Annotated in this window: 26 protein-coding genes; 24 read left to right on the top strand and 2 right to left on the bottom strand. The window is 38.6% G+C overall.

What is annotated here, in order from left to right:
* The first annotated feature begins 399 nt into the window (after nt 1–399).
* The 18 genes from ACIQZA_RS03600 to ACIQZA_RS03685 all read left to right on the top strand — a co-directional run bounded on the left by ACIQZA_RS03600 (nt 400) and on the right by ACIQZA_RS03685 (nt 17,085).
* The gene (locus ACIQZA_RS03600) at nt 400–2,025 is read left to right on the top strand and encodes a long-chain fatty acid--CoA ligase (protein ID WP_402879678.1); all 1,626 of its coding nucleotides are present in this window, start codon (nt 400–402) and stop codon (nt 2,023–2,025) included.
* Nucleotides 2,026–2,299: 274 nt separating this feature from the next.
* Nucleotides 2,300–2,515, top strand: coding sequence for a hypothetical protein (locus ACIQZA_RS03605; protein WP_402880251.1), 216 nt, complete (start codon nt 2,300–2,302; stop codon nt 2,513–2,515).
* Between the two features lie 84 nt (nt 2,516–2,599).
* Complete coding sequence (locus ACIQZA_RS03610) at nt 2,600–3,370, top strand: CheR family methyltransferase (RefSeq protein WP_142508369.1); 771 nt, start codon at nt 2,600–2,602, stop codon at nt 3,368–3,370.
* Nucleotides 3,371–3,808: 438 nt separating this feature from the next.
* Nucleotides 3,809–4,990 (top strand): chorismate synthase, encoded by a 1,182-nt coding sequence (aroC, locus tag ACIQZA_RS03615; RefSeq protein WP_142508368.1) that lies wholly within the window; start codon nt 3,809–3,811, stop codon nt 4,988–4,990.
* Nucleotide 4,991: 1 nt separating this feature from the next.
* Complete coding sequence (gene aroB / locus ACIQZA_RS03620) at nt 4,992–6,083, top strand: 3-dehydroquinate synthase (RefSeq protein ID WP_142508367.1); 1,092 nt, start codon at nt 4,992–4,994, stop codon at nt 6,081–6,083.
* The gene (gene aroH, locus ACIQZA_RS03625) at nt 6,080–6,448 is read left to right on the top strand and encodes a chorismate mutase (protein ID WP_400937364.1); all 369 of its coding nucleotides are present in this window, start codon (nt 6,080–6,082) and stop codon (nt 6,446–6,448) included. Before aroB ends, aroH begins: the two co-directional genes overlap by 4 nt.
* A gap of 17 nt (nt 6,449–6,465) precedes the next feature.
* Nucleotides 6,466–7,566 (top strand): histidinol-phosphate transaminase, encoded by a 1,101-nt coding sequence (gene hisC, locus ACIQZA_RS03630; protein WP_400937366.1) that lies wholly within the window; start codon nt 6,466–6,468, stop codon nt 7,564–7,566.
* A complete protein-coding gene (locus ACIQZA_RS03635) occupies nt 7,563–8,660 on the top strand; it encodes a prephenate dehydrogenase (RefSeq protein ID WP_142508364.1) in 1,098 nt (365 codons plus the stop codon). The genes hisC and ACIQZA_RS03635 overlap by 4 nt, the downstream gene beginning before the upstream one ends.
* 82 nt (nt 8,661–8,742) lie before the next feature.
* On the top strand, nt 8,743–10,029 hold the full coding sequence (gene aroA / locus ACIQZA_RS03640; RefSeq protein WP_402879675.1) for a 3-phosphoshikimate 1-carboxyvinyltransferase: 1,287 nt from the start codon (nt 8,743–8,745) through the stop codon (nt 10,027–10,029).
* A gap of 51 nt (nt 10,030–10,080) precedes the next feature.
* Complete coding sequence (locus ACIQZA_RS03645) at nt 10,081–10,353, top strand: hypothetical protein (RefSeq protein ID WP_400937371.1); 273 nt, start codon at nt 10,081–10,083, stop codon at nt 10,351–10,353.
* A gap of 283 nt (nt 10,354–10,636) precedes the next feature.
* The gene (locus tag ACIQZA_RS03650; protein ID WP_400937374.1) at nt 10,637–11,905 is read left to right on the top strand and encodes a tetratricopeptide repeat protein; all 1,269 of its coding nucleotides are present in this window, start codon (nt 10,637–10,639) and stop codon (nt 11,903–11,905) included.
* 14 nt (nt 11,906–11,919) lie between these two features.
* Nucleotides 11,920–12,477, top strand: a complete 558-nt coding sequence (locus ACIQZA_RS03655; protein ID WP_132359230.1) for a ReoY family proteolytic degradation factor — start codon at nt 11,920–11,922, stop codon at nt 12,475–12,477.
* Between the two features lie 277 nt (nt 12,478–12,754).
* Nucleotides 12,755–13,204, top strand: a complete 450-nt coding sequence (locus ACIQZA_RS03660; RefSeq protein WP_142508360.1) for a DUF2487 family protein — start codon at nt 12,755–12,757, stop codon at nt 13,202–13,204.
* A 154-nt stretch (nt 13,205–13,358) separates the two neighbouring features.
* The gene (locus ACIQZA_RS03665; RefSeq protein ID WP_400937378.1) at nt 13,359–13,865 is read left to right on the top strand and encodes a Rieske (2Fe-2S) protein; all 507 of its coding nucleotides are present in this window, start codon (nt 13,359–13,361) and stop codon (nt 13,863–13,865) included.
* A gap of 14 nt (nt 13,866–13,879) precedes the next feature.
* A complete protein-coding gene (gene qcrB / locus ACIQZA_RS03670) occupies nt 13,880–14,554 on the top strand; it encodes a menaquinol-cytochrome c reductase cytochrome b subunit (RefSeq protein ID WP_053482547.1) in 675 nt (224 codons plus the stop codon).
* 42 nt (nt 14,555–14,596) lie between these two features.
* The gene (locus ACIQZA_RS03675) at nt 14,597–15,391 is read left to right on the top strand and encodes a menaquinol-cytochrome c reductase cytochrome b/c subunit (protein ID WP_402879672.1); all 795 of its coding nucleotides are present in this window, start codon (nt 14,597–14,599) and stop codon (nt 15,389–15,391) included.
* A 362-nt stretch (nt 15,392–15,753) separates the two neighbouring features.
* A complete protein-coding gene (gene lhaT / locus ACIQZA_RS03680; protein WP_400937383.1) occupies nt 15,754–16,350 on the top strand; it encodes a lipoprotein heptaprenylglyceryl N-acetyltransferase LhaT in 597 nt (198 codons plus the stop codon).
* A gap of 60 nt (nt 16,351–16,410) precedes the next feature.
* Nucleotides 16,411–17,085, top strand: coding sequence for a zinc metallopeptidase (locus tag ACIQZA_RS03685; RefSeq protein WP_248719165.1), 675 nt, complete (start codon nt 16,411–16,413; stop codon nt 17,083–17,085).
* A 129-nt stretch (nt 17,086–17,214) separates the two neighbouring features.
* On the opposite strand, the gene ACIQZA_RS03690 is transcribed toward ACIQZA_RS03685, so the two are convergent.
* Entirely contained in the window at nt 17,215–18,084 is an 870-nt protein-coding gene (locus ACIQZA_RS03690; RefSeq protein WP_402879670.1) for a YitT family protein, read from the bottom strand.
* A gap of 115 nt (nt 18,085–18,199) precedes the next feature.
* On the opposite strand from ACIQZA_RS03690, the gene ACIQZA_RS03695 reads away from it, so the two are divergent.
* From ACIQZA_RS03695 to ACIQZA_RS03720, 6 genes are all read left to right on the top strand, one after another.
* Complete coding sequence (locus ACIQZA_RS03695; protein ID WP_132359220.1) at nt 18,200–18,535, top strand: nucleotide pyrophosphohydrolase; 336 nt, start codon at nt 18,200–18,202, stop codon at nt 18,533–18,535.
* Nucleotides 18,535–19,332, top strand: coding sequence for a 4-hydroxy-tetrahydrodipicolinate reductase (gene dapB / locus ACIQZA_RS03700; RefSeq protein WP_400937385.1), 798 nt, complete (start codon nt 18,535–18,537; stop codon nt 19,330–19,332). Before ACIQZA_RS03695 ends, dapB begins: the two co-directional genes overlap by 1 nt.
* A 19-nt stretch (nt 19,333–19,351) precedes the next feature.
* Entirely contained in the window at nt 19,352–19,756 is a 405-nt protein-coding gene (gene mgsA, locus ACIQZA_RS03705) for a methylglyoxal synthase (protein ID WP_400937388.1), read from the top strand.
* A 33-nt stretch (nt 19,757–19,789) separates the two neighbouring features.
* Nucleotides 19,790–20,935: an N-acetyl-alpha-D-glucosaminyl L-malate synthase BshA gene (gene bshA / locus ACIQZA_RS03710; protein ID WP_142508353.1), complete on the top strand. Its 1,146-nt coding sequence runs from the start codon at nt 19,790–19,792 to the stop codon at nt 20,933–20,935.
* Nucleotides 20,922–22,109, top strand: coding sequence for a CCA tRNA nucleotidyltransferase (locus ACIQZA_RS03715; protein ID WP_400937392.1), 1,188 nt, complete (start codon nt 20,922–20,924; stop codon nt 22,107–22,109). Before bshA ends, ACIQZA_RS03715 begins: the two co-directional genes overlap by 14 nt.
* A gap of 1,392 nt (nt 22,110–23,501) precedes the next feature.
* Entirely contained in the window at nt 23,502–24,485 is a 984-nt protein-coding gene (locus ACIQZA_RS03720) for a biotin--[acetyl-CoA-carboxylase] ligase (RefSeq protein ID WP_400937394.1), read from the top strand.
* A 297-nt stretch (nt 24,486–24,782) separates the two neighbouring features.
* On the opposite strand, the gene ACIQZA_RS03725 is transcribed toward ACIQZA_RS03720, so the two are convergent.
* A complete protein-coding gene (locus tag ACIQZA_RS03725; protein ID WP_400937396.1) occupies nt 24,783–25,307 on the bottom strand; it encodes a GNAT family N-acetyltransferase in 525 nt (174 codons plus the stop codon).
* Nucleotides 25,308–25,395: the final 88 nt, after the last annotated feature.

A 25,395-nucleotide genomic window follows, 5' to 3' on the forward strand; every position in this document is an offset into this window, starting at 1 on the left:
AAACTTCAAGGTGCTCGCCTCAAACTAAATAAGCTAGGCTGTTCACAGAGCAAAGAGAGAAAGGCTCCTGTGATTACGCATTTGTGAAGCACGGAAGTTAAAAGGTATTTGTCTGCGGCAGCGAGCGAAAAAATGACTTGTTTTATATGGTTCACACCAAGAGTTGTGGATGACTTTTGTTAAGGAGGGGGGCTGGGCGACTCCTTGGGGATTAGCGGTTCATCGGACGCCCCCAGGTAGCTTTGCTCTGCGCGAAAGCGAAACATCAGCAAAAAAGCGCCCAGCCGGAACGGAAATCAACCACACGTTTTGGTGATGATCCTTTTATATGTAATTATTGGTAGTAGCAGTTAGCCTTGGACGATTCAAAAATTTATATAAACAAAGGGGAGAGTTTCTATGCATATGATGGATACACCTTTATTATTAACAAGTTTTTTGGATCGAGCAGAACGATTTTTTCATGCGAAAAAAATATATTCGCGGACAAGCTCTACATCAATTCACGAGTTTACATATAAAGAATATGTAAAACGAACTCGTAAGCTAGCAGATGCCCTTACAAAGCTAGGAATGGAGCGAGGTATGAAGGTAGGTACCTTTGCTTGGAATCACCACCGTCATTTAGAAGCATATTTTGCAGTCCCATGCGCGGGAGCTGTCTTGCATATGATAAATATTCGATTAGCACCTGAGCACATTGCTTATGTTATTAACCATGCAGAAGATGAAATATTACTAATTGATGATAACTTAGTTCCACTTCTTGCACCGATAGTCTCACAGCTTAAATCGGTAAAGTGTTTTATCGTAATGGGAGATGCTGTTGTGTTAGAAAACATCCCATTACCGAATGCTCTATCTTATGAGGCATTACTCGAAGAAGCGAATGAGAATTTTAGATTCCCAGATGATTTAGATGAAAATACACCTGCTGGCATGTGCTACACAAGTGCCACTACAGGAATGCCAAAGGGTGTAGTGTATACGCATCGTAGTATTGTTCTCCATACTATGGCAGCAGGACTCTCCGATAGTATTGCAATAGGCGAGGCTGATGTTTTACTACCTGTCGTACCGATGTTTCATGCGAATGCGTGGGGATTTCCGTTTGCTGGTGTATTATTTGGTGCTACCCAGGTACTACCAGGGCCAATGTTTACACCACAGCTATTACTTGATTTAATCGAAACATATAAGGTAACACTGACTGCAGGAGTACCGACAATTTGGCTTGGGGTATTGCAGGAGCAACGCAAAAATCCTCGTGATTTGTCTTCGATACGGTTGATTGTATGTGGAGGCTCAGCATCGCCGCTCGGTCTAACTCGTGGCTTTGAGGAGGAACTTAAAATTCCTTACATGACGGGCTACGGTATGACCGAGACATCGCCACTTGTTAGTATATCGACGTATTTAAGACATATGCAAGATTATACGATGGATGAAAAAATGGATGTTCGTATTACGCAAGGAATAACAGTACCGCTTATTGAAACACGCGTAGTCAATGAAAACGGTGAAGTCCCTTGGGATGGCAAAACAATGGGTGAATTGACAATTAGGGGCCCGTGGATTGCAGCCGAGTATTATAACGATGAACGAACAAAGGAAGCCTTTAAAGATGGCTGGCTTTACACTGGTGATATTGCTGTAGTGACAGTAGATGGTTATATTAAAATTACAGATCGTACAAAAGATTTAATTAAAAGCGGTGGAGAATGGATTTCTTCAGTAGAGCTTGAAAATGCTTTGATGTCACATCCTAAAGTGTTTGAGGCTGCTGTAATAGCCATTCCCCACGAAAAATGGATTGAACGACCTTTAGCATGTGTTGTACCAAAGCCTGAATATAAGGATTCCATTACGAAATCCGAGCTACTAGAAGTTTTACGATCGCAATTCCATAAAACATGGATTCCTGATGATGTAGTATTTTTAAATGAAATACCGAAAACTTCTGTAGGAAAATTCATGAAGGTGAAATTGCGAGAAGATTTAAGGGAATATCGTGTAGAGGTTTAGGAAACTATAAAAAATGAAGGTGGTGACTAACTACCTTCATTTTTCACGTAAAAATATAAGGGATATAGGCTTATACCCATAACGTGGGGTTCCGGCTTTGTACTAGCACAAAGTCTATACGCTATTATGCCGAGACATAATTGATCTAGCTACGTTTAACAAATGGTAAAGAGAATATTTTAGCTGAATTAATGAAAAGAAAAATGAAACTATTTTTTCCATTTTGCCGTATAATCATTATTAATGAAAGGATGTGGACGTATTGATAGCGGAGATGGGGATTATTGCAGGAGTAGTTATTTGTTTAGCAGGTATTTTTACAGATACACATACAAAAAAACAAAATATTAAATTGAAGGCAATTGAAAAGGAAGTAGAGCTAGAGAAGCTAAGATTAGAAACGTATACGATGGAGACAGAAAAATTACGTCTAGAATTAGAGCATTCCAAAGTGTTATTGTTAGAGGAAAAACAAAACTCAACTAAGTAACTTGGATTACATGTGAAAGACTATTTCAGAAATGGCACTTTTCCGCTATAATGGAAATACGAAGCTAGAGGGGAAGAAGACCGCATGTCTGATTATGAACAATTTATAGAAGGTATAAAGCGCAAAACAGGAATAGATTTAGCGCTATATAAAGAAGCGCAAATGAAAAGACGATTAACATCTCTGTATGAGAAAAAGGGATATCGTAATTTTATGGACTTTCTAAAGGCACTTGAACAAGATCGTGATTTAATGAATGAGTTTTTAGATCGCATGACGATCAATGTTTCCGAATTTTATCGCAATGGGAAGCGCTGGGAAGTGTTGCAGAAAAAAATATTTCCGAAATTACTGCAATCTAATAAGCGTCTGAAAATTTGGAGTGCTGCTTGTTCAACGGGTGAAGAACCCTATTCTTTAGTCATGGTATTATCTCAATTAGTGCCATTATCTCAAATTCAAATCATTGCTACTGATTTAGATGAAAATGTAATTCAAAAGGCGAAATTAGGTGTCTATCCAGAGCGCTCATTAGCAGAAGTGCCGAGTGATATTAAAGCCAAATATTTTGAGCAAGAAGGTTCCTTTTATAGAGTCAAAGATGAGATTAAACGTTGTGTGACTTTTAAGAAGCATAATTTGCTTAATGATCATTACGATTCTAATTTTGATTTAATTGTTTGCCGCAACGTGATGATTTATTTTACTGAAGAAGCGAAAGATCAGATTTATACGAATTTTAGTAAAGCATTGCGTAAAGATGGAATTTTATTTGTTGGATCAACAGAGCAAATCTTTAATCCATCTCGTTATGAGTTTGAAGTCGAAGATACATTCTTTTATAAACGAAAATAATTAATAATATGAGAAAAGCATTCGTACAGAGACAATATGAATGTCATGTACATATTTCCGAAGTTTTAGACATAGATGAATCGTGCGCTTTTCGCTTGATATAAGCAAAAAGCGTATTTTTTAGTTATCTCGCATCTCGGGCAGTAAGACTCCAACCACAAAATTTAACGAAAGCCAGGTAGGGGATTAACCGATTGGTGAAGACTAACAATTAGTGGATATGATGAAATTTTTTTCGAACAAATCGTTCAGAATATTCAAATTTAACATTACAATCTAAACTAACTTCGAAAACGATAGGAGTTGCCTTCAATGATTCGGAATTTGCGAATCATTAAAATGAGTGTTAAAAGACAATTGCAAAAGGACTGTTTTTTTAGAGAATATATGTTATAGTGAAAAATACATACTTTAGCGAGTTGAAGGGAGAAAGCGTTTATGCGTTACTTAACAGCGGGAGAGTCACACGGACCCCAATTAACAACAATTATTGAGGGCCTACCGTCGCTCTTACCAATTTCAGCAGAAAAAATTAACCACGATTTAAAACGTCGTCAAGGAGGACATGGACGCGGCCGCCGTATGCAAATCGAAACAGATACAGTAGAAGTGGTCGCTGGTGTTCGTCATGGACAAACACTTGGTTCTCCCGTAGCACTCGTAGTCACAAATGATGACTGGAAGCACTGGACAAAAATTATGGGAGCAGAACCGTTAGCGGAAGATGTGAATCCTGAAGATATTAAACGTCAAATTTCACGTCCTCGACCAGGGCATGCAGATTTAGTAGGAGGCATGAAATACGGACACCGTGATTTACGTAATGTACTAGAGCGTTCTTCGGCGCGTGAGACAACTGTTCGTGTAGCAGTAGGTTCTGTTGCTAAAGCGCTATTAAATGAATTAGGCATTTCCATTGTGGCACATGTAACAGAAATCGTTGGTATTAAGGCAGATACTTCCGTAGTGGAAGGAAAATCTGCAGATGAAATTCGTGCCATTGTTGAAGCAGATCCTTGCTATTGCGTTGATCCAGAGGCTTCGGCAAAAATGGTGGAGGCAATTGATGAAGCGAAAAAAGCGGGTGACTCAATTGGTGGTGTTGTTGAAGTCATCGTTGAAGGAATGCCAGCTGGAGTCGGTTCATACGTTCATTATGACCGTAAGTTAGATGCAAAATTAGCAGCTGCCATGTTATCTATCAATGCATTTAAAGGTGTTGAATTTGGAATTGGCTTTGAAATGGCGCGCCGTAAAGGCTCTGAAGTTCATGATGAAATCATTTGGTCAGAGGAAGAAGGCTATACACGTGCAACCAACCGACTTGGTGGTTTAGAAGGGGGAATGTCTACTGGAATGCCAATTGTCGTACGTGGTGTCATGAAACCAATTCCTACTTTATATAAACCGTTGCAAAGTGTAGATATTGAAACGAAAGAGCCATTTAAAGCAAGTGTAGAGCGTTCGGATAGCTGTGCAGTACCAGCAGCATCAGTTGTTGCAGAGCATGTTATTGCCTGGGAAATAGCGAATGCAATATTAGAACAATTCCATAGCGATCAATTACCTCAACTAAAAGCTCAAATCGACGAACACCGTCGTTATACAAAGGGGTTCTAATATGCGGGTACCAGTAGCGACGAAATCGCATCAATATGAGGTTGTCCTTGGTCATAAATTTTTAGTAGAAGCAGTAAAATCATTTGATGATAAGCTTCAAAAAGCGGATAAGCTCATTGTTTTTACGGATGCTAATGTGTGGGCAGCACAAGGAGATTATTTCAAGGCTAATTTCCCTTATCATTTTGAGGTCTTTGTCTTACCAGGTGGTGAGGCATGTAAAACCTTTGAACAATATAATGCAGCGCAAACATTTTTACTTGAACAAAAATGCTCGCGTAAATCATTTGTTTTTGCATTTGGTGGGGGAGCTGTAGGTGATTTAACAGGCTTTGTTGCAGCTACTTATATGCGAGGGGTGCCGTTTATTCAAATCCCAACGACGATTTTGGCACATGACTCAGCAGTAGGTGGTAAAACAGCTATTAACCATCCGCTAGGTAAGAATATGATTGGTGCGTTTTATCAACCTGAGGGAGTTATTTACGATACTGTCTTTATCGAAAGCTTACCTGAACGCGAGGTACGTTCAGGAACAGCAGAAGTGATCAAGCATGCGATGATTTCTAATGCAGCGTGGTTAGAGGAATTAATGGCTGCTGAGACAGTTATTCATTTCACGACCGAAGAATTAGCGAAACAGCTTAGAAAAGGTATTGAAGTGAAGGCGCAAATAGTAGCAGAAGACGAGACTGAGCAATCCGTGCGAAAATTTTTAAATCTAGGCCATACTTATGGGCATGCCATTGAAGCGGCCGCTGGTTATGGAAAAGTAGCACATGGCGAGGCTGTCATGATTGGTCTAGTATATTGTTTATTATTAAGTGAACGATACGGTGAATTAGATCGTAACTTCACTACAGCATTTTTGCAGTTTGCAGTGAAGAATGGCTATCCATTTGAAGCTGTAAAAGAATATTCATTTGAACAGTTAACAGAGTATTTAATGAAAGATAAAAAAGCGGAGTATGGTATTTTACAATTTGTGTTGTTGGAGAAAATTGGTAAACCGTTCGTGCAACCAATTGATTTAGCGGAGTGTAGAGAAGTAGATGCCGAATTCCGACAACTATTAGCGGAGGTGCTTGTATGATTCGTGGACTTAGAGGAGCAATTACAATTGAATCTGACAAGCCAGAGCTTGTATGGAATGAGACAGCAAGATTAGTGAGTGAAGTAGTAGCAGCCAATAATGTAGAAATAGATGATATTGCTTCTATATTAATATCTACAACACCTGATATTACGTCAGCATTTCCGGCACGTGCTGTACGGTTAATGGACGGATGGCAATATGTGCCTGTCATGTGTACGCATGAAATGGACGTGCCAAACGCATTACCACTTTGTATTCGTGTATTAATCCATGCAAATGTGGAAGTAGCACAAAAGGATGTAAAACACTTGTATCTCAATGATGCAGTGAAATTAAGACCAGATTTAGCCCAAGCTAAATAATAGAGGAGATGTTTGAGATGAAATGGAAACAACAATTGGACGGTATGCAAGCATATAAGCCTGGCAAACCAATTGAAGAAGTACAACGTGAATATGGCTTACAAGAAGTCGTAAAATTAGCATCTAATGAAAACCCATTTGGGTGCTCACCTAAGGTAACTGCTTATTTACAAAATAATTCAGTAAATCATGCGATCTATCCAGACGGCTATGCGCAAAATTTACGTACAGCTGTTGCAAATCATCTAGGTGTCAAAGAAACACAGCTTCTTTTTGGTAACGGCTCTGACGATATTATTGCAATTATTACTCGTGCATTGTTGTATCCAGGTGTAAACACAGTGATGGCAGACCCATCCTTCTCCCAATACCGGCACAATGCTGAAATAGAAGGCGCAGAGGTACGCAAAGTTCCGTGTATCGAAGGTGCACATGATCTAGATGCAATGGCAGAAGCAATTGATGGTAATACATCGATCGTTTGGATTTGTAGTCCAAATAATCCAACAGGTGTGGTGATACCTGATGTTGAGTTGCGAGCATTTTTAGCTAAGGTTCCAAATGATGTGCTAGTAGTTTTAGATGAGGCATATATCGAATACGTAACGCATCCTGGTCACAAAGATACTCTACCTTTAATAGACGAGTTTCCAAATGTACTATTAATGCGTACATTCTCAAAAGCATATGGTCTTGCTTCTTTCCGAGTTGGTTATGCAATTGGGCAACCAGAAGTAATTGCAAAGCTTGATCCAGTAAGAGCGCCATTTAATAATACAATTTTAAGCCAAGCAGTTGCGGCAATCGCTTTAAGTGATCAAGAATATATAAATGCTTGCCGTGAAGCAAATGAAAAAGGTAAAAAACAATATATTGAATTCTGTAAGAAACATAATTTAAAATACTTCCCTTCTGATACGAACTTTATTTTCTTTAATACGAATACTGATAGTGATGTTGTTTTCAATGAGCTAATGAAACGAGGTTTTATAGTCCGCAGTGGAAATGCTTTAGGATTACCTGGGTTTATCCGCGTGACAATCGGAACAGAGGATCAAAATGCAGCGTTGTTACGCCACCTTGAAAACGTCCTAAAAGAGCAAGGAGTTTTCGCATGATACGCAACGTGCTTGTTATTGGGCTAGGCCTAATTGGAGGCTCGATTGCATTGGCATTGCAAAAGGCACCAGAAACAAAAATTATTGGCTATGATATGGATCCGAAAACTCGTGAACATGCGAAAACATTAAATATTGTTCATGATATTGTGACAGATCCAAAAGAAGTGGTGGCCGACGTGGATGTAATCATTTTTGGAACTCCTGTCAACGCAACGCTTGAATGGATGGAACAATTAAAAACATGGCCGTTAAAAAATAAAGTCATCGTAACAGATACAGGGAGTACAAAAAAGAAGATTATGCAAAAGGCTGGGGAACTACGTGAGTTAGGTATTACCTTTATTGGAGGACATCCAATGGCAGGCTCACATAAAAGCGGTGTTTTAGCTGCAAAGGCTCACCTTTTTGAAAATGCGTATTATATGCTAACACCGCTCGCCGGTGAAGAAATTGTCAATATGGCACAGCTTGAAAGTCTCTTAAAATTTACACATGCAAAGGTTGTTAGTGTATCTGCTCGTGAGCATGATCATATGACAGCTGTAGTAAGTCATTTTCCGCATGTCGTTGCTGCTTCTCTTGTGCATCAATTGGGCGGAGAAAACGGGGAATATCCGATGACACGCTCACTTGCTGCAGGTGGCTTCCGTGATGTAACGCGTATTGCCTCGTCCAATCCAGTTTTATGGCGAGATATTACATTACAAAATCGAGAAGAGTTAATTGCACAGCTAGAAGGCTGGGAAAAGGAAATGAGTCGTGTGAAGGAGCTGCTTTTCAATGGTAGCTCAGATGACATAGAAACATACTTTGCTGTTGCTAAAGAGCTAAGAGATGAATTACCGATTAGTGCTGGAGCAATGTTCACATCATTTGACTTATATGTGGATGTTCCTGACTATCCGGGGGTTATTTCTGAGGTGACAGGCTTACTTGCAGACGAAGCGATTAGTATTACAAATTTACGTATCGTCGAGTCACGAGAAGACGTTTTCGGGATTCTTGTTATTAGCTTACAAAGTGAAAGTGATCGTGAACGTGCGGCAGCGTGTATACAAAAGCGTGCTAATTATGAAACATATATTTCATAGGCATCCTAGGAAATGCCTATTTAAAAGAAAGCGTCGGCATTACGGCGCTTTCTATCTTCATAATATTGGAGGGAAGAAAACGATGAGTGAAAAAGTATTACAATATGATAAACCTTCCTTACAAGGGACTTTAACGATTCCAGGTGATAAATCTATCTCACACCGTTCCGTTATGTTTGGAGCCATTGCAACGGGTAAAACAACAGTTGACGGCTTTTTATTAGGTGAGGATTGTTTAAGTACAATTGATTGCTTCCGCAAGCTCGGTGTGAAAATTGACGTAGAAGGAACCAATGTATCCATCGACAGCCCGGGTATAGGGGGGTGGCAAGAACCTACAGACGTACTATATACAGGAAATTCTGGTACAACGACACGCTTAATGCTAGGGATTCTAGCCGGATCTACTGTACATTCAGTAATGACAGGGGATGCGTCCATAGGAAAACGACCAATGCGCCGTGTTATTGATCCGTTACGTCAAATGGGTGCACACATTACTGGAAGGGCAAATGGACAATATACGCCATTAGCCATTCAAGGTACAGCCTTACAAGCTATTGATTACCACATGCCTGTTGCAAGTGCGCAGGTGAAGTCAGCTGTTTTACTTGCTGGTTTACGCGCTGAAGGTACTACAATTGTACGAGAAATGGAAGTATCTCGAGACCATACGGAGAGAATGCTACGTCAGTTTGGTGCACAGGTTGATGAAGTGGATGGTGTTATTTCATTAAAAGGAGGACAAACTTTAACAGGGACACATGTGTCTGTGCCAGGTGATATTTCATCTGCGGCCTTTTTCTTAGTAGCAGGGGCCATCTGTGAGGATAGTAAAATAACGCTAGAAAATGTCGGAATTAATCCAACACGGGATGGTATCATCGAAGTGCTTCATAATATGGGCGCATCTATAACACTTATGCCAAATGAAGATAGCCAATCAGAGCCGACGGCAACAATTACAATTGAAACGTCGACATTAAGAGGCACTACAATTGAGGGAGATATTATTCCTCGTCTTATCGATGAAATCCCGATCCTGGCTTTATTAGCAACGCAGGCAAACGGTAAAACTATTATTAAGGATGCCGAGGAGTTAAAAGTGAAGGAAACAGACCGGATAACGGCTGTTGTGGATGAATTGAAAAAACTAGGTGCTAATATTGAAGCTACTGAGGATGGAATGATTATTGAAGGACCAACTCCATTATGTGGTGCTAGCCTTAAAACCTATGGTGATCATCGTATAGGAATGATGGGTGCTGTTGCAGCACTAATAACAGATGGGGCTGTAACTTTAGATGACGTAGAATGTATTGCTGTTTCTTATCCATCGTTTTTCGAGCATATAGAGGAAGTAAAGTAATGTCATATCTTCATTCAGTAGAAGAATCCACCTCTAAAGGTAGTATGATGAATGCTGCTGCAAGCACCTACTGAAATAGAGGAACTCAGTCTAAAAACGCCATGTCCTGTAGCAATTTATCTGTGCGAAAGCGAAGCGACAGCAACACGGTTTTATCTGTGCGAAAGCGAAGCGACAGCAACAACAACAAGAACAACATACGACTGGGTGACCAACATCGCGCTGCTGGTCTACGGGCACTACGCATTCGCGCAAAAAACATCTGTTGGCCTAAAGCCACCGGCCGATGTCACGGATTTTCAAATAATGAATAAAGTCAGTTAGCCTAAAACCTTCGTATCCTGCGAAAAAGGCTAACTGACCTGCATCGGTAAAAAGCCAAGTCCTGTGGCATTACCGAAATGACTGACATCGTGTCGGCCCTCGTGCATGCCTGGGCATAATTCAAAATCCGGAAGCATTGTTTATCTGTAGTGAAAGCAAAGCGTCAGCTACAATTACGCCAAGGCGAAATTGATATTTGACTCTCCAAGTCTTTTGGGGAGTTTTTTCTTGTTTCGAGAGAAAATGTTTTGTAGCATAAAGGTATTAATGAAAGAATAGGTGAATGACTGTGAACAATGCGATGACTGAAATGATGCAAGCACTTGAACAAGGGGACTTAGCATTAATTGAACAGCTACTTGAAACATTTTTAACGAAAGAGCTACCTGAGGACATTTATGCGCTAGCTGAAATTTTTATGCAGTATGGATATATGAAGGAAGCTGACCGTGTACTGGAGCATTTACAATTTTTATTCCCAGAAGAGGCACAGTTGAAAATTGATCGTGCAAACGTCTTAATGGAACTTGGCGATGAAGATGAAGCGTTAGATTTTTTATTAGAAGTAGAGGAGGCAGCTCCAGAATATCCTCAAGCATTATTAGTATTAGCGGATTATTATCAAATGCAAGGATTGTTTGAAGTAGCAGAAATGCGCATCAATGAGGCACTATCTATATTACCTGATGAGCCATTATTACAATTTGCTAAAGCGGAGCTTTTATTTGAAACTGGTCGCTTCTTAGAGGCTGCGAGACTATATGAAGAATTGTATGAACAACAAGTTGAATTTGCTGGGGTTAGTCTTACTGAACGACTTGCTGAGGTGTATCGTGCAGGAGCTGCCTATGAAACGGCCTTAGATTACTATTTAAAAGCACTGGAAGATGAAGTAAAGCCAGATGTTTTATTTGGTGCAGCGTATTCAGCCTTTCAATCACAAAAATATGAAATGGCCATTAAACAATTAGAGGAATTAAAAGAATTAGACCCGGATTATTTTTCAGCCTATTTATTGCTTGCTGAAAGCTATACCATGACGGAGGACAATAAAAAAGCATACGCTGCCATTCTGGAAGGATTAAAGCGTGACGAATACGATAAATCCTTATTTTTATTCGCCGGTAAAATGGCTTTAAAAACTGGTTTACCAGATGAGGGCGAGCAGCATCTACGTGAAGCCATTGCCTTAGATCCTGAATACATGGAGGCAGTATTAGCATTAATCTCCGTGTTGGCACAGCAAGAGCGTCATGAGGATGTAATAGAATTATTTGAAACGTTGCAAAAAAATGATTTTGAATGGAGCACCTTATATCCATTTGCTGCGGTTGCATATGAAAATTTAGAATTGTACGACCGTGCATACGAATTTTACCGTTTGGCATATAATGATTTTAAGGAAGACGCAGCATTTTTAGAAAAGTATGTTTATTTCTTGTTAGAGGAAGGAAAACGTTCAGAAGCTAAAGAAGTGCTCGGTCAATTAATAACTATTCAGCCGGGTGAACTAGAGTGGCAAGAGAAGTTAGAAACCTTAGAATTTGAGTAAAGGAGGGAGTGGGTATGACTGCTTCTGTATCAGTTGTCGATAAAAAAGCATTTGTTAGATGGTTTTTAAAAAATTATCAATTGAAACGTCGTGAGTGTGTATGGATTTTGAATTACTTATTAAGTAACGATGAGTTATTAAAACGAATTCGATTTGTTGAAGAAGCTCACTATTGCCCTAGAGCAATGGTAATGTCAACGGTCGATTCAACAGGAGTGCCGTTTCGTTTTTACAAAGGCAATGTAATGACAGCAGATGCTGAGAAATCCTTCCATGATTTACGTTTACACGAGCATGAAGATATGTATATACAATTGAATTTTCCAAATGTACCACCAAGTGCACAATACTTAGCAGTTCTTGAAGAAAACCCTTATATGCCAGAAGCACTGATTGTTAGTGAAAAAGATCGCTTACTGGCAGAAGAGCTGCTTTCCAACAGCTTACTCGTATTCCAAGAAGAAAAATTACTCGCGCAAATTGATGAAGCCCTCGATCAGGGAAATGAAGAGCGCTTTTATGAATTGTCTAATTTGTTACAAGCTTTAAAGGAAACGGCTAATTTACGTTAGTTATAAGTAAAAATGGAATGTCCTTTATCTACCTCAATATGATAACATAACAAGTGAATGATTGTTTTCACTTTTTATTGGCTATCCTATTTGAAGAGTGGAGAAGGGCATTTTTTTTATCTTCATGCAGTGGGGTACCAAACCCAACTGCATGAAGATAAAGCCCCGGCGGATGTCACAGATTTTGAAAGGAAGGAATTGTGCAGGCACAATTCAAAATCCGGACGGAATTACGCCAAGGCGAAATGGATTTATGCAACTAGAGGAGGTTTGTGAGATGTATTTTAATGCAAGTGATGTGACATTGTTTATGGCACAGAAGGAATTTATCGATACAGCAATTGTTCCACTCGTAACTGTCGATTTAACTCCTGAAAAAATGAAACAGAGCGGTACAGAGGTGGATTTTTTGTTATCGCTTACATCTTTTATCGAACAGCAGTTTAAAGGTCGTTTATTACTGATGCCACCATTTACGTATAGTGCAACATTAAAAAACGAAGATATGCCGAAGCAATTAGAGGCACAATTACATAATGCTGGTTTTAAGCATGTGTTCTTCATTACTTGTGACCATTTTTGGACAAATATTGGAGATGAAGTAAATGTTATTTGGCTACCAGCTATTCCGCTAGAAAGCATGGATAAAGGCGTGAAAAACTCCATTCTCGAAGATCAATTGCGACAAGTGATTCCGATTTTTTCGACCAAATGGACACAGATTTAACAATTAGTTTCAATAATTGTTCACATTCTCCAGCTTTCCACAGAATGCTATATTGACCAAGCTATGGAGTTGATATATCATAGATATGTCCTAGTATTACTATTTGTAAATGAATGTCCGTTGGACTGACCTTTAAGTTAGAGGGGGGAAAAAAATGAGTAATAATCGAGTTTCACGTCGTCAATTCCTAAGCTATACACTAACTGGTGTAGGTGGCTTTATGGCGGCAGGTATGCTGATGCCAATGCTTCGTTTTGCGATTGACCCAGTACTACAAAGTCATGCTGGTGGTAACTTTGTAAAAACAGAGCATAAAATCGCTGATATTACTGACAAACCTGTTAAAGTTGACTTAACATTTGAACAAGTTGATGCATGGTACAAATCAGACGTAACAAACGTAGCATGGGTTTTCAAACAAGGCGATCAAATCGTTGCATTATCTCCTGTTTGTAAGCATTTAGGATGTATGGTGGACTGGGGAACAGATTCAACACACCCAGATCAATTCTTCTGTGCTTGTCATGGTGGACGCTATGAGAAGAATGGTAATAACGTAGCAGGAACACCACCATTAGGTCCATTGGATGAATATGAAATTAAAGAAGATGATGGTTACTTATCGCTTGGGCCAATTCATCCAAATACTCTAGTTAAGTAAGGGGGTACAAAACAGTGCTAAATAAAATTTATGATTGGGTCGATGAACGCTTAGATATTACACCGATTTGGCGTGATATTGCCGACCACGAAGTGCCAGAGCACGTGAACCCTGCACATCATTTTTCAGCATTCGTTTACTGTTTCGGTGGATTAACTTTCTTCATCACGGTAATTCAAATTCTATCAGGTATGTTCTTAACAATGTACTATGTACCAGACGTAGTGAATGCTTGGAAATCAGTTTATTATTTACAAAACGAAGTAGCATTTGGTGAAATCGTACGCGGTATGCACCACTGGGGAGCTTCATTAGTAATCGTTATGATGTTCTTACATACACTTCGTGTATTCTTTACAGGTTCTTATAAGAAACCTCGTGAATTAAACTGGATGGTTGGTGTAGGTATTTTTGGTGTAATGATGGGTCTTGGTTTTACAGGATACTTATTGCCTTGGGATATGAAAGCATTATTCGCTACAAAAGTAGGTATCCAAATTGCTGCATCCGTACCGTTTATCGGTGAATGGATTAAAATCTTATTAGCGGGTGACTCAACTATTCTTGGTGCTCAAACGTTAACACGATTCTTTGCGATTCATGTATTCTTCTTACCTGCAGTATTGTTTGCATTACTTGCAGCACACTTTATCATGATTCGTCGTCAAGGAATTTCAGGGCCGTTGTAATAGTTCTTGACGGTTCGATGATTTTTTAAAGGAGGGGACATAATGCATCGCGGAAAAGGAATGAAATTTGTTGGTGATTCTCGTATTAAAGCGAATCACAGAATGCCGAACGTTCCAAAGGATTATTCCGAATATCCAGGTAAGACGGAAGCTTTCTGGCCGAACTTCTTACTAAAAGAATGGATGGTTGGTGCTGTATTTTTAATTGCATATTTAATATTAACAGTTGCACATCCATCACCACTTGAAGGACCAGCTGATCCGACAAGAGCGTACATTCCATTACCGGACTGGTACTTCTTATTCTTGTATCAATTATTAAAATACACATATGCTTCAGGTCCATATAATGTTATTGGAACTGTTATAATTCCAGGTCTTGCATTTGGAGCGCTATTATTAATGCCATTTTTAGATAAAAGTCCAGAACGTCGTCCATCTAAACGTCCGTTACCAACAGCGTTTATGTTATTGACTCTAGCAGCTATGTTTTACTTAACATGGGAAGCAGTTGCTAACCATGACTGGGAAGCTCAAAAAGTAATGGGCGCAATTGAACAAGAAGTTAATGTTACTATTGATGAATCACTACCAGGTTATAAAATTTGGACTGGTGAAACAAGTGACGCAGCTCAATCTTGTATCGGTTGTCATGCGGCTGACTTAAAAGGTGGCCCAGCTGCTCCAAAATTACTTGGTAATACACTAACAGCTGACGAAGTTGAAGATATTATCCATAACGGTCGAGGCAAAATGCCACCTGGTGTATTCAAGGGTACAGATGAAGAAGCGAAGCAAATAGCTGAATTTGTTGCGAGCTTAAAAGAAGATAAATAAGTATAGTTTAAAAGAGTCAGGAAACTGGCTCTTTTTTTCTTCTAGTATAATAATGTGACTGTTACAACTTCAAAAAAGTTCCCGCAAAATTATAATATCTACGAGAATAAATTTAAGTATTCGAAAGTGGCTGGGCAGTCACTGGAAATTAGTGGTACTAACCGTGTGCAATACCCAACCATTTGATGTGGTCTATTTTTAAGGGAAATGTTAGAAAAAAGCTCATCAACAAAAGATAGGGATGACATTGGTTAAAATGAAATCAACCTCACGTTAAGGATAATAGTTTGTGGCATATTAAATACATAATAACAATTAAAAAAGGCATCTTAGTAAAGACAGAAGAAAAAGGAGTTTTAATTATGCAAATTACACGTGCAAATATTTGGTTTCTCCTTACACATAAATCATTTTTAATACTATTACTTATTATTAATCTATTAGGCACTATTTACGGTTATTATTGGTATGGATGGCAGCTTGCCATCACGAAGCCCATTTTTTATATTTTTGTGCCGGATAGCCCAACAGCTAGCTTATTCTTTTGCTTTGTATTGATAGCTTGGATTATGGATAAAAAATGGCCACTTATGGAAGTACTAGCACTTGTTACATCGGTGAAATATGGAATTTGGGCTGATGTAATGAATATTTGGACGCTGATTGAAACTGGATCTATAGGTTGGCAAGGCTGGATGCTTGTAGGCTCACATTTTGCAATGGCTGTCCAAGTAATTTTGTATCTCGGTAAATATGTTTTTTCATATTGGCATATTGCTGTAGCAGCGGTATGGACATTGCATAACGATGTGATTGATTATGTATTTGGCCAAATGCCGATGTATCGTGATTTAGCAGATTATACAAGCTATATCGGCTATTTTACTTTTTGGTTATCAGTTACATGCATTTTTTTAGCCATCTTCTCAATTAGATGGCGCAAATATTTGCCGAATTAGGTAAATGATTATAGAATTATAGTATCCAAGTAGAAAGGGGTTAGAAAATTGTCAACAAGTATGTATATTGTTTATTTTGCAATCATAATGCTACTACCACTTTACGCACAGATGAAAGTAAAGGGCACGTATAATAAGTTTGCAAAAGAACGTACAATGAAGGGACAAACAGGTGCAGAGGTAGCGCGTGCGATTTTAGATGCAAACGGCTTATATGATGTACGAGTTGTTCCAACACAAGGTGTGTTGTCTGATCACTATAATCCAGCAACAAAAACAGTTGCTTTATCAGAAAGTAACTTCTACGAGGCGAGTATTGCTGGTGCTGCAGTTGCTGCCCACGAGGTTGGCCATGCCATCCAGCATAAAGAAGCTTATTCGATGCTTACATTACGCAGTAAGTTAGTGCCAGTTGCAAATATTTCATCAAATATGTCTTGGATATTTGTCATGATTGGTATTTTTGCAAGTAGTGCGAATATGTTACTTTTAGGTATCGTATTATTGGCAGCAGGTGTAGTTTTCCAATTAGTTACGTTACCGGTAGAGTTTGATGCATCAAAGCGTGCTTTAGTGCAAATGAACTCTCTAGGAATTATTACAAATGAAGAAGAGCGCCCAGCACGCAAAGTGTTAAGTGCTGCAGCATTAACATATGTTGCCGCGGCAGCAGTAGCCGTATTAGAATTATTACGTTTAGTATTAATCTTTACAAATATGCGAAGTGACGACTAATAAAAAACTTGTTGTAGTGGTAATTCACTATAGCAAGTTTTTTAATCCGTTAATTTACTATGTAAAAAAAAGCCTACCTTCAACGAAAAAGTAAAATGTTTTATTCGAGGAGAGCAGGCAGATATAATGTTATTGGAGCGGTTGTTTTTCGTCGTCTAGCGTGAAGCCTTCTCCTGCTACGTCTCGTACTTCTATTATAGATACGAATGCGTGTGGATCAACCTCATGTACAATAGATTTTAAACGTACAACCTCATTACGGCCAATGACACAATAAATCACTTCTTTTTGTTGCTTAGTAAAATGGCCATGACCTTCAAGTATAGTAATACCACGTTCCATTCGTAATGCGATTATCTCAGCAATGGCGCTAGATTTTTCAGATATAATAAGTGCTCCACGTGCAGCATATGCTCCTTCTTGAACAAAATCAATGACGCGCGCACCAACAAATACCGCAACAAGGGTATACATCATAGAGCGTGCATCTAAAAATGTTAGCCATGATAGGATAATGACGATTGCGTCAAAGATGAACATCGTTTTACCCATACTCCAGCCAAAATATTTATGCCCAAGGCGAGCCAAAATATCTACACCACCAGTTGTACCACCGAAGCGAAAGACGATACCGAGCCCTAGTCCAACAAAAACCCCTGCAAAAAGAGCAACAAGTAACAGATCGTCCTCTAAATGAATAGTAAATTGATACTTTTGGAAAACTTTTAGGAAAACTGAAACAGATAAAGTTCCAACAAGCGTATAAATAAATGATTTTTTCCCAAGTAAACGATAACCAATAATAAACATAGGAATGTTTAATAGTAAATTCATTAAAGCAGGGTCCCAGCCAAGTGTAAAATAAAGTATAAGTGTAATCCCACTTAGGCCACCTTCACCAAGGTGATTTTGCATGTTGAAGTGGACGAAGCCGAAGCTAAAAATTGCAGCCCCGAGCATTATTGCGATAATATTGCTAATTTTGATCTGTTTTAGCATATGACCTCCTGAAGTTCCTAACAAATGAAGTAGTGCTATCTATTATCTGACATTTTATTGTTTTTGACAACAATGGTGTAAATTTTATACGATGGTAAGTAGGAGTGTGATTTAGATGACTGAACAAGTGACAATGCAAGCTTTACAGCAGCGTGTAGATGATTATATAGGACAATTTAAGGAAGGCTATTTCCCGCCATTTGAGTTACTGGCACGTCTAACCGAGGAACTTGGTGAATTGTCTCGTGAGGTGCAGGATGTTTACGGGCAAAAGAAGAAAAAGAGTACTGAGGAAGCGAACAGTATTGAAGAAGAATTAGGTGACTTTTTCTTTGTTTTAGTGTGCTTTGCAAATGCGCAGGGCATTAAATTAGATGAAGCACTTTTACGCGTTATACATAAATTTGAAACAAGAGATAAAGATCGCTGGACTAGAAAGGATGGAGAATAATGTCAATTCGTGTAGCAATAGCAGGACCTAGGGGAAAAATGGGGGCTGAGGCTGTACATACGGTCATGAAGCATGACAAAATGGAATTAGTAGCTGTATTAGATTATAAAGATGTAGGAAAAACATTAGCTGATTTGGAGATGTTTCCGGCAAGTTATACGGCTCCAATCTTTACAGATATGTCTGACCTTGTAGAGGCGACTGCACCAGACGTATTAGTAGATTTAACAAGCCCGCATGCAGTATACAAACATACTAAAGAGGCCTTGAATTTAAATGTACGACCTGTAATTGGTACAACAGGCTTTACAGATGAACAACTAGTGGAATTATCAGCAATGGCTAAAGAGAAAGAGCTAGGCTGTATTATTGCTCCTAACTTTGCGATAGGGGCTATCCTTATGATGAAATTTGCTAAGGAAGCGGCAAAATATTTACCTGATATTGAAATTATTGAAATGCATCATGATCAAAAGCTGGATGCTCCATCAGGAACAGCTGTTAAAACGGCACAATTGATTCAAGAGGTGCGAACACAAAAGATCCAAGGACATCCAGAGGAAAAAGAAACGATCGAAGGTGCAAGGGGTGGAGAATTTGATGGCATGCGTATTCACTCTGTTCGATTACCAGGTTTAGTAGCACACCAACAAGTGTTATTTGGCGGAGATGGGCAGCTATTAACAATTCGTCATGATTCATTAAACCGTAATTCTTTTATGTCTGGTGTAGCATTTTGCGTAGAAGAGGTCATGAAAATGGATCAACTTGTATATGGTTTAGAAAACATCATCTAAAGATTGGGATGGAAGCATTATGAAAATCGCATTAATTGCACATGATCGTAAAAAAGATAATTTAGTACAGTTTGCTATTGCTTATCGAAATATTTTAAATGAGCATATGTTGTTTGCTACAGGTACAACAGGACAGCGTGTTATGGAAGCTACAGGCTTAGAGGTAACACGTTTTCGTTCAGGACCACTCGGTGGCGATCAACAAATTGGTGCTATGATTGCCAATAATGATATGGACATGATCATTTTTTTCCGTGATCCATTAACAGCACAACCACATGAGCCAGATGTTTCTGCACTTATTCGTCTTTGTGATGTTTACCAAGTGCCACTGGCTACAAATATGGGAACAGCAGAAATATTACTAAAAGGCCTACAAGAAGGCTTTGTGGATTGGAGACTGATTCAAGAAAGAAGAAATTAAAAAAAGACGTGATTTAGAAAGGATGATAATCGAATGAAAAAGCTTAAAATTGGCATTACCTGTTATCCAACAGTTGGAGGCTCTGGTGTTATCGCAACAGAATTAGGAAAAATGCTTGCAGAGAGAGGGCACGAGATTCATTTCATCACCTCAAGCGTACCATTTCGATTGAATAAAATTTATCCAACCGTCTTTTTCCATGAAGTAGAAGTTAGCAATTATTCAGTATTTCAATATTCGCCATATGATATAGCATTAGCGAGTAAAATGGCGGACGTGATTAAGGATGAAGAACTAGATGTGCTTCATGTGCATTATGCAATACCACATGCTGTCTGTGCTGTTTTGGCACGTGAAATGAGTGGTCGTGATATTGGGATTGTCACAACGTTACACGGTACAGATATTTCTGTGCTTGGGCAGGATTCCACTCTTTCACAGGCAATTAAGTATGGCATTGACAAATCTGATATCGTAACGACAGTGTCAGAGGCATTAAAGCAACAAACATACGAGCTTATTGATACAGTAAAGCCGATTAACACGATTTACAACTTTGTTGATGAACGTGAATACTTCCCACGCAATCCAGGAAACTTAAAGGAACAGTTTGGAATTGAAGAAGATGAAAAAGTTATTATTCATGTATCTAACTTCCGTAAAATTAAAAATCTTCCGCATATTATAGACGCCTTTATGAAAATTCGTGCGAACATGAAGGCAAAGCTATTGCTTGTAGGAGATGGTCCAGAAAAGCATCGTGTAATGGATCAAGTAAAGGAAAGTCCTTATATGGAGGATGTTTTATTTTTAGGCAAACAAGAAAATTTAGCTGAATTGTATGCGATAAGTGACCTTAAATTATTACTATCACAGCAGGAATCATTCGGGCTAGTTTTACTTGAAGCAATGGCTTGTGGTGTACCTTGTATTGGATCAGCTGTAGGCGGTATTCCAGAAGTCATTGAACATGGGGTAGATGGCTATATAGTGGAATTAGGTGATACGGATGCAGTGAAAGAGTATGCTGTAAATCTATTGAAGGATGAAGAGAAATTACAACATTTCCGAGAAGCAGCTATCCGTGCTGTTGATGAAAAATTCCATTCATCTAAAATTGTAGAACAATATGAAAAATTGTACGAAAAGGTTGCTGAAAGAAATCATGCAAAACAATAAAGAATGGCAAGCAGCCTATTCAGTTATTGAACAACTAGAATACGCAGGCTTTGAGGCAGTGATCGTCGGTGGTGCAGTACGAGATGCTATACTCGGTCGTCCAGCCCACGATGTAGATGTTGCGACAAATGCCATGCCAGACGAAGTAAAGTCTATCTTTGATCGCACAGTTGATATAGGGATTCAGCATGGGACGGTACTTGTTATCGTGCCAGCTGGATCGGTGGAGGTAACGACATATCGCACAGATGGTGAATATACGGATCACCGTAGACCCGAGGAAGTGCAATTTGTACGTTCGTTAAAAGAAGATCTACAGCGCCGAGACTTTACGATGAATGCCATAGCGATGCGCCGTGATGGTTCTTTTGTTGATTTTTATGGAGGACGCCAAGATATTGAGGCTGGTGTAATTCGAGCTGTTGGTGATGCACAGAAACGTTTTTCGGAAGATGCATTACGAATGCTACGGGCCATACGTTTTTCAGCACAGCTCGGTTTTCTAATTGAATTAGAAACCTTGAAAGCAATGCAGGACAAGGCTGATAATATTTCTTGGATCGCGAAAGAGCGTATAAAGGCAGAGCTCGATAAGCTATGGGTAGGGAAAGATGTTTTTAACGGTATAAAAAAGCTTAAGGAAAGTAGCTTAGTGAATTATTTGAATGGTACTTTTCAAGCGAATGACTGGTCTGAATTTAACACGCGGGACAAGTTATTAGGCTGGGCATATTTCGCGGTATTACAGGGTGATCATTGGCGAGAAGTGCTAGGTGACTATCGTTTATCGAATAAGGAGATGGCATTTGTAAAAGCTGTGTTAGAAGCTTTAAAAGCTTTAAAAAATGGCTGGACGAAAATGGATTACTTTTTATATACTCAACAGGAACTTGAAGCAGCTTGTTATTTTGCGGAATTGAGACAGCTTGATGTTGAAATGCCACAACAAAGTATACTTGAAATACAGACAGCTCTTCCTATTAGACATAAACAGGAGCTTATTGTAAAAGGTACAGATTTGTTAAAATGGTCCGGAATAAAAGGTGGGCCATGGGTAAAAGAAGCGTTGCAGGCGATGCTTGAAGCAGTTGTGAATGGTGAATGTGCTAATGAGCACCATCAAATAAAAGCTTGGTTTGAGCGTGAGTATGTTCGTAAGCATGAAAACACTTAATATTACTATAATTATTACAAATTGAAATGTAGTTATTCTAGAAAAGAGTTACCAAAAAACAACTAAAAGAATTCGGTTATTGAAGTTGTTAGACATAGTTATTTCATTAGGCAGCGGTTGGGGCATGAGTTTCGATATTGTATCGGACTCATGCCTTATTATTGTGCCTTAGAAATTTTCCTAATTCCATTGTCGAGCTGTTTAATTCGTGCTTCCGTGCTTCAACAGGTCTTTAACTGGTGCGAGTTTCGATAGTTTCATTGAGTATTTTCATGGATGGTCACTTTTTGAATAATTTCTAATACGTTTGTGTAAATTTTCTTGAATTTGTACACACAAAGAAGTGCAGAAGAAAAATAAACAAAAGCCCTTGTTTTATACAAGGATTTCATAGTAATGTTTTGTCTATGGATAATCCCATGATACTGATGTTTTTCAGTTTTAAGCTTTATACGATTTTATATTTGATAAGAAAATGTTAAAATATAATAAGGTGAAATCCTCCAAAAAATATAATTAAATAGGGTTTATCACCAAAAGTTGTGGATGACTTTTGTTAAAACTTCTACTATGTAAATAGTTGATTGGAGTGGAGACTGGGCGACTCCTCGGGGATCAGCGATAGAGGAACGAAGGCTAACAGCATCACATCCTGTGATAACGCCTCCGTGACCAACATCGTGTTGGCTCGAGACCCTGCAGCGCAGCGGATGTTTTCTGTGCGAAAGCGTAGCGACAGCAACACCAAAAGCGGCTCATCGGACGCCCCCAGGAAGCTTTGCTCTGTGCGAAAGCGAAGCGACAGCAACAAATGTTTTCTGTAGCGAAAGCGAAGCGGCAGCTACAAATGTTTTATCTGTGCGAAAGCGTAGCGACAGCAACAAAGCGCCCAGTCGGAACGAAAATCAACCACACGTTTTGGTGATGATCCTTAATTAGAAAAATTATAAAAAGCTATTTAAAAAATTGATTATGGTCAAATGTGACTGTATGCAGTATGATAATAATTATTATTAAGTGTCAGCTATTTGTTTAAAGAAATGATTTGAACGTGGATATGACCATGAAGAATGAATAGCCTTGAATTAAAAGAGTTTTGAACTCATGAAAATATAGCAAGTGACCAAAAAGTGACCAATTACCATACGTCATCTAAAATAAGGTCGCTTGCTTTTGCTTTATCTTTTTCGTCATCGTTTTAGAAGGAATGTTTGGAGAAAAATGAGAAAACAACGTTAATACATAAACAAAATAATGTGTTAGTAGTTCCAGAAATTCAATATCAAGAATTCACTGATGTGGATCAAGATTCTTAAGGTAAGTCTTTACATCAAATTTTCAATTTAATAAAAAATAAGTGATAGTATATTTTAATAAAGGATTGATTTAAGCATGAGTATTTCCATGAAGGATGAAATTTTAAAAAGAATATTAGCTGCTAATGGTGAAGCTGTTTCGGGTCAAGAGCTAGCAGATTCCCTTGGAGTATCCCGTACAGCTGTATGGAAGCATATGCAATCGCTACAGGAGGAAGGCTACACATTTGAAACGGTAAAGAAAAAGGGCTATGTATTGATTGGTGTGCCTAATAGCTTAAGTCCAACTCAAATTGAACTATTTTTAAATACAGAACGTTTTGGACGTGAAATTCATTATTTTGATGTTGTAGATTCGACACAAATAATCGCTCATAAGCTTGCACAGGAAGGCGCTACACATGGCACGATTATAATCGGGGAGGAGCAAACTGCTGGTCGTGGTCGTATGGCACGTCCATGGGAATCTGCAAATGGCACAGGTATTTGGATGACCGTTATTGTGAGACCGGATGTTACTCCTCAGCAAGCTTCATCGTTTACGCTTGTCGTAGCAGTTGCGGTTACGATGGCGATAAAAACATTATATAAACAAATTGAACCAGCCATTAAATGGCCAAATGATTTGCTCATTAACGGTAAAAAATGTACCGGTATATTAACAGAAATGCAGGCTGAGGCAGACCGTGTACAAGCACTGCTAGTAGGCATTGGTATTAATGCAAACCAGGTTGAATCAGATTTCTCCCCAGAAATTGCTAATATAGCTACGTCTTTACGTTTAGAAGCGGGTGAGGAAATTAATCGTGCAGCCCTTGTTGCATCTATTCTTCAATATTTAGAACAATTCACCGATTTATACGTGAAGGAAGGGTTTGCTAGTATTAAAATGCTATGGGAACAAATGTCATGTACTATTGGGCAACGTATTGAAGTCACGACTTTACGAGGGCGCTTTGAAGGCATTGCCAGTGGGATAACGGATGAAGGTGTACTACAGCTAACAGAGGATAATGGCACAGTCCGGACAATTTATGCTGGAGATATAAAAATTTTATAGAAACAAAAACATTCTCTTAACTAACAAGAACGTATATTTTCGAATGTGAAAATATACGTTCTTTCACATTTTTAGAATTACAATTTAGCTGTGTATATTTTTTTCTCGTTTGTAGTCTTGCCTAAAGAAGATCAGAGAAAGTATTAGTAAAATTATTGGAAGAAAAAAGAATCCAGAGTCATATTTAACTGAGTGCTCCATTTTTAGTCCGAACAAATAAATGAATAAAGTAAAAGAAATAGATAAAGAGATTGTTCCTGCTATCGTTTTCATTACTTGCCCTCCAATAAAAAAATTTTATTTACTTTTTTCTATCACCTTATTTATATCATTCCATACATAAATAAGCTCTTCTACTATTTTTCCGCCAATTTTAATGTCGATGGTATTTACATATTGTGCACCATAATATTCATAGAAATCACGTGTTTTATTTTCTGCTAATACTTCGACAAATACTTTTTCGTATCCTTGTTGTTTAAAATAGGTGAAGATTTCTTTAAGAAGTTGTTTCCCGATTCCCTTTCCATGATATTCTTCTAAAAGATAGATAGAAGTTAAATCAGTTGCATTCGGTACTGAATTAGTTTTTCTTGTGCCACCGGTTGCAAAGCCGATTATTTCATCTTGTTCATTTTCCGCCACCAGTACATAGCTCGTAGCGTCTGAAATATTCTTCTTCCAAAGCATTGTTCGCTGCTCGTAAGATAAGTTATTCAAAAAATCATCTGGAAGAATGCCTTTATATGTTGTTCGCCAACTATCAACATGTACTTTTCCGATTCCTTGAGCATCTTCAATGTTTGCTTGTCTAATTTTCATATTGCTCACCTCAATAATCGTATTTTATATCAAAGATGATGCCGTAACTGACCTGATTCACCTCAGATTCTGCCTTCACATGCAAGAA

This window comes from Lysinibacillus sp. NPDC096382 (assembly GCF_044762845.1).
Taxonomy (GTDB): domain Bacteria; phylum Bacillota; class Bacilli; order Bacillales_A; family Planococcaceae; genus Lysinibacillus.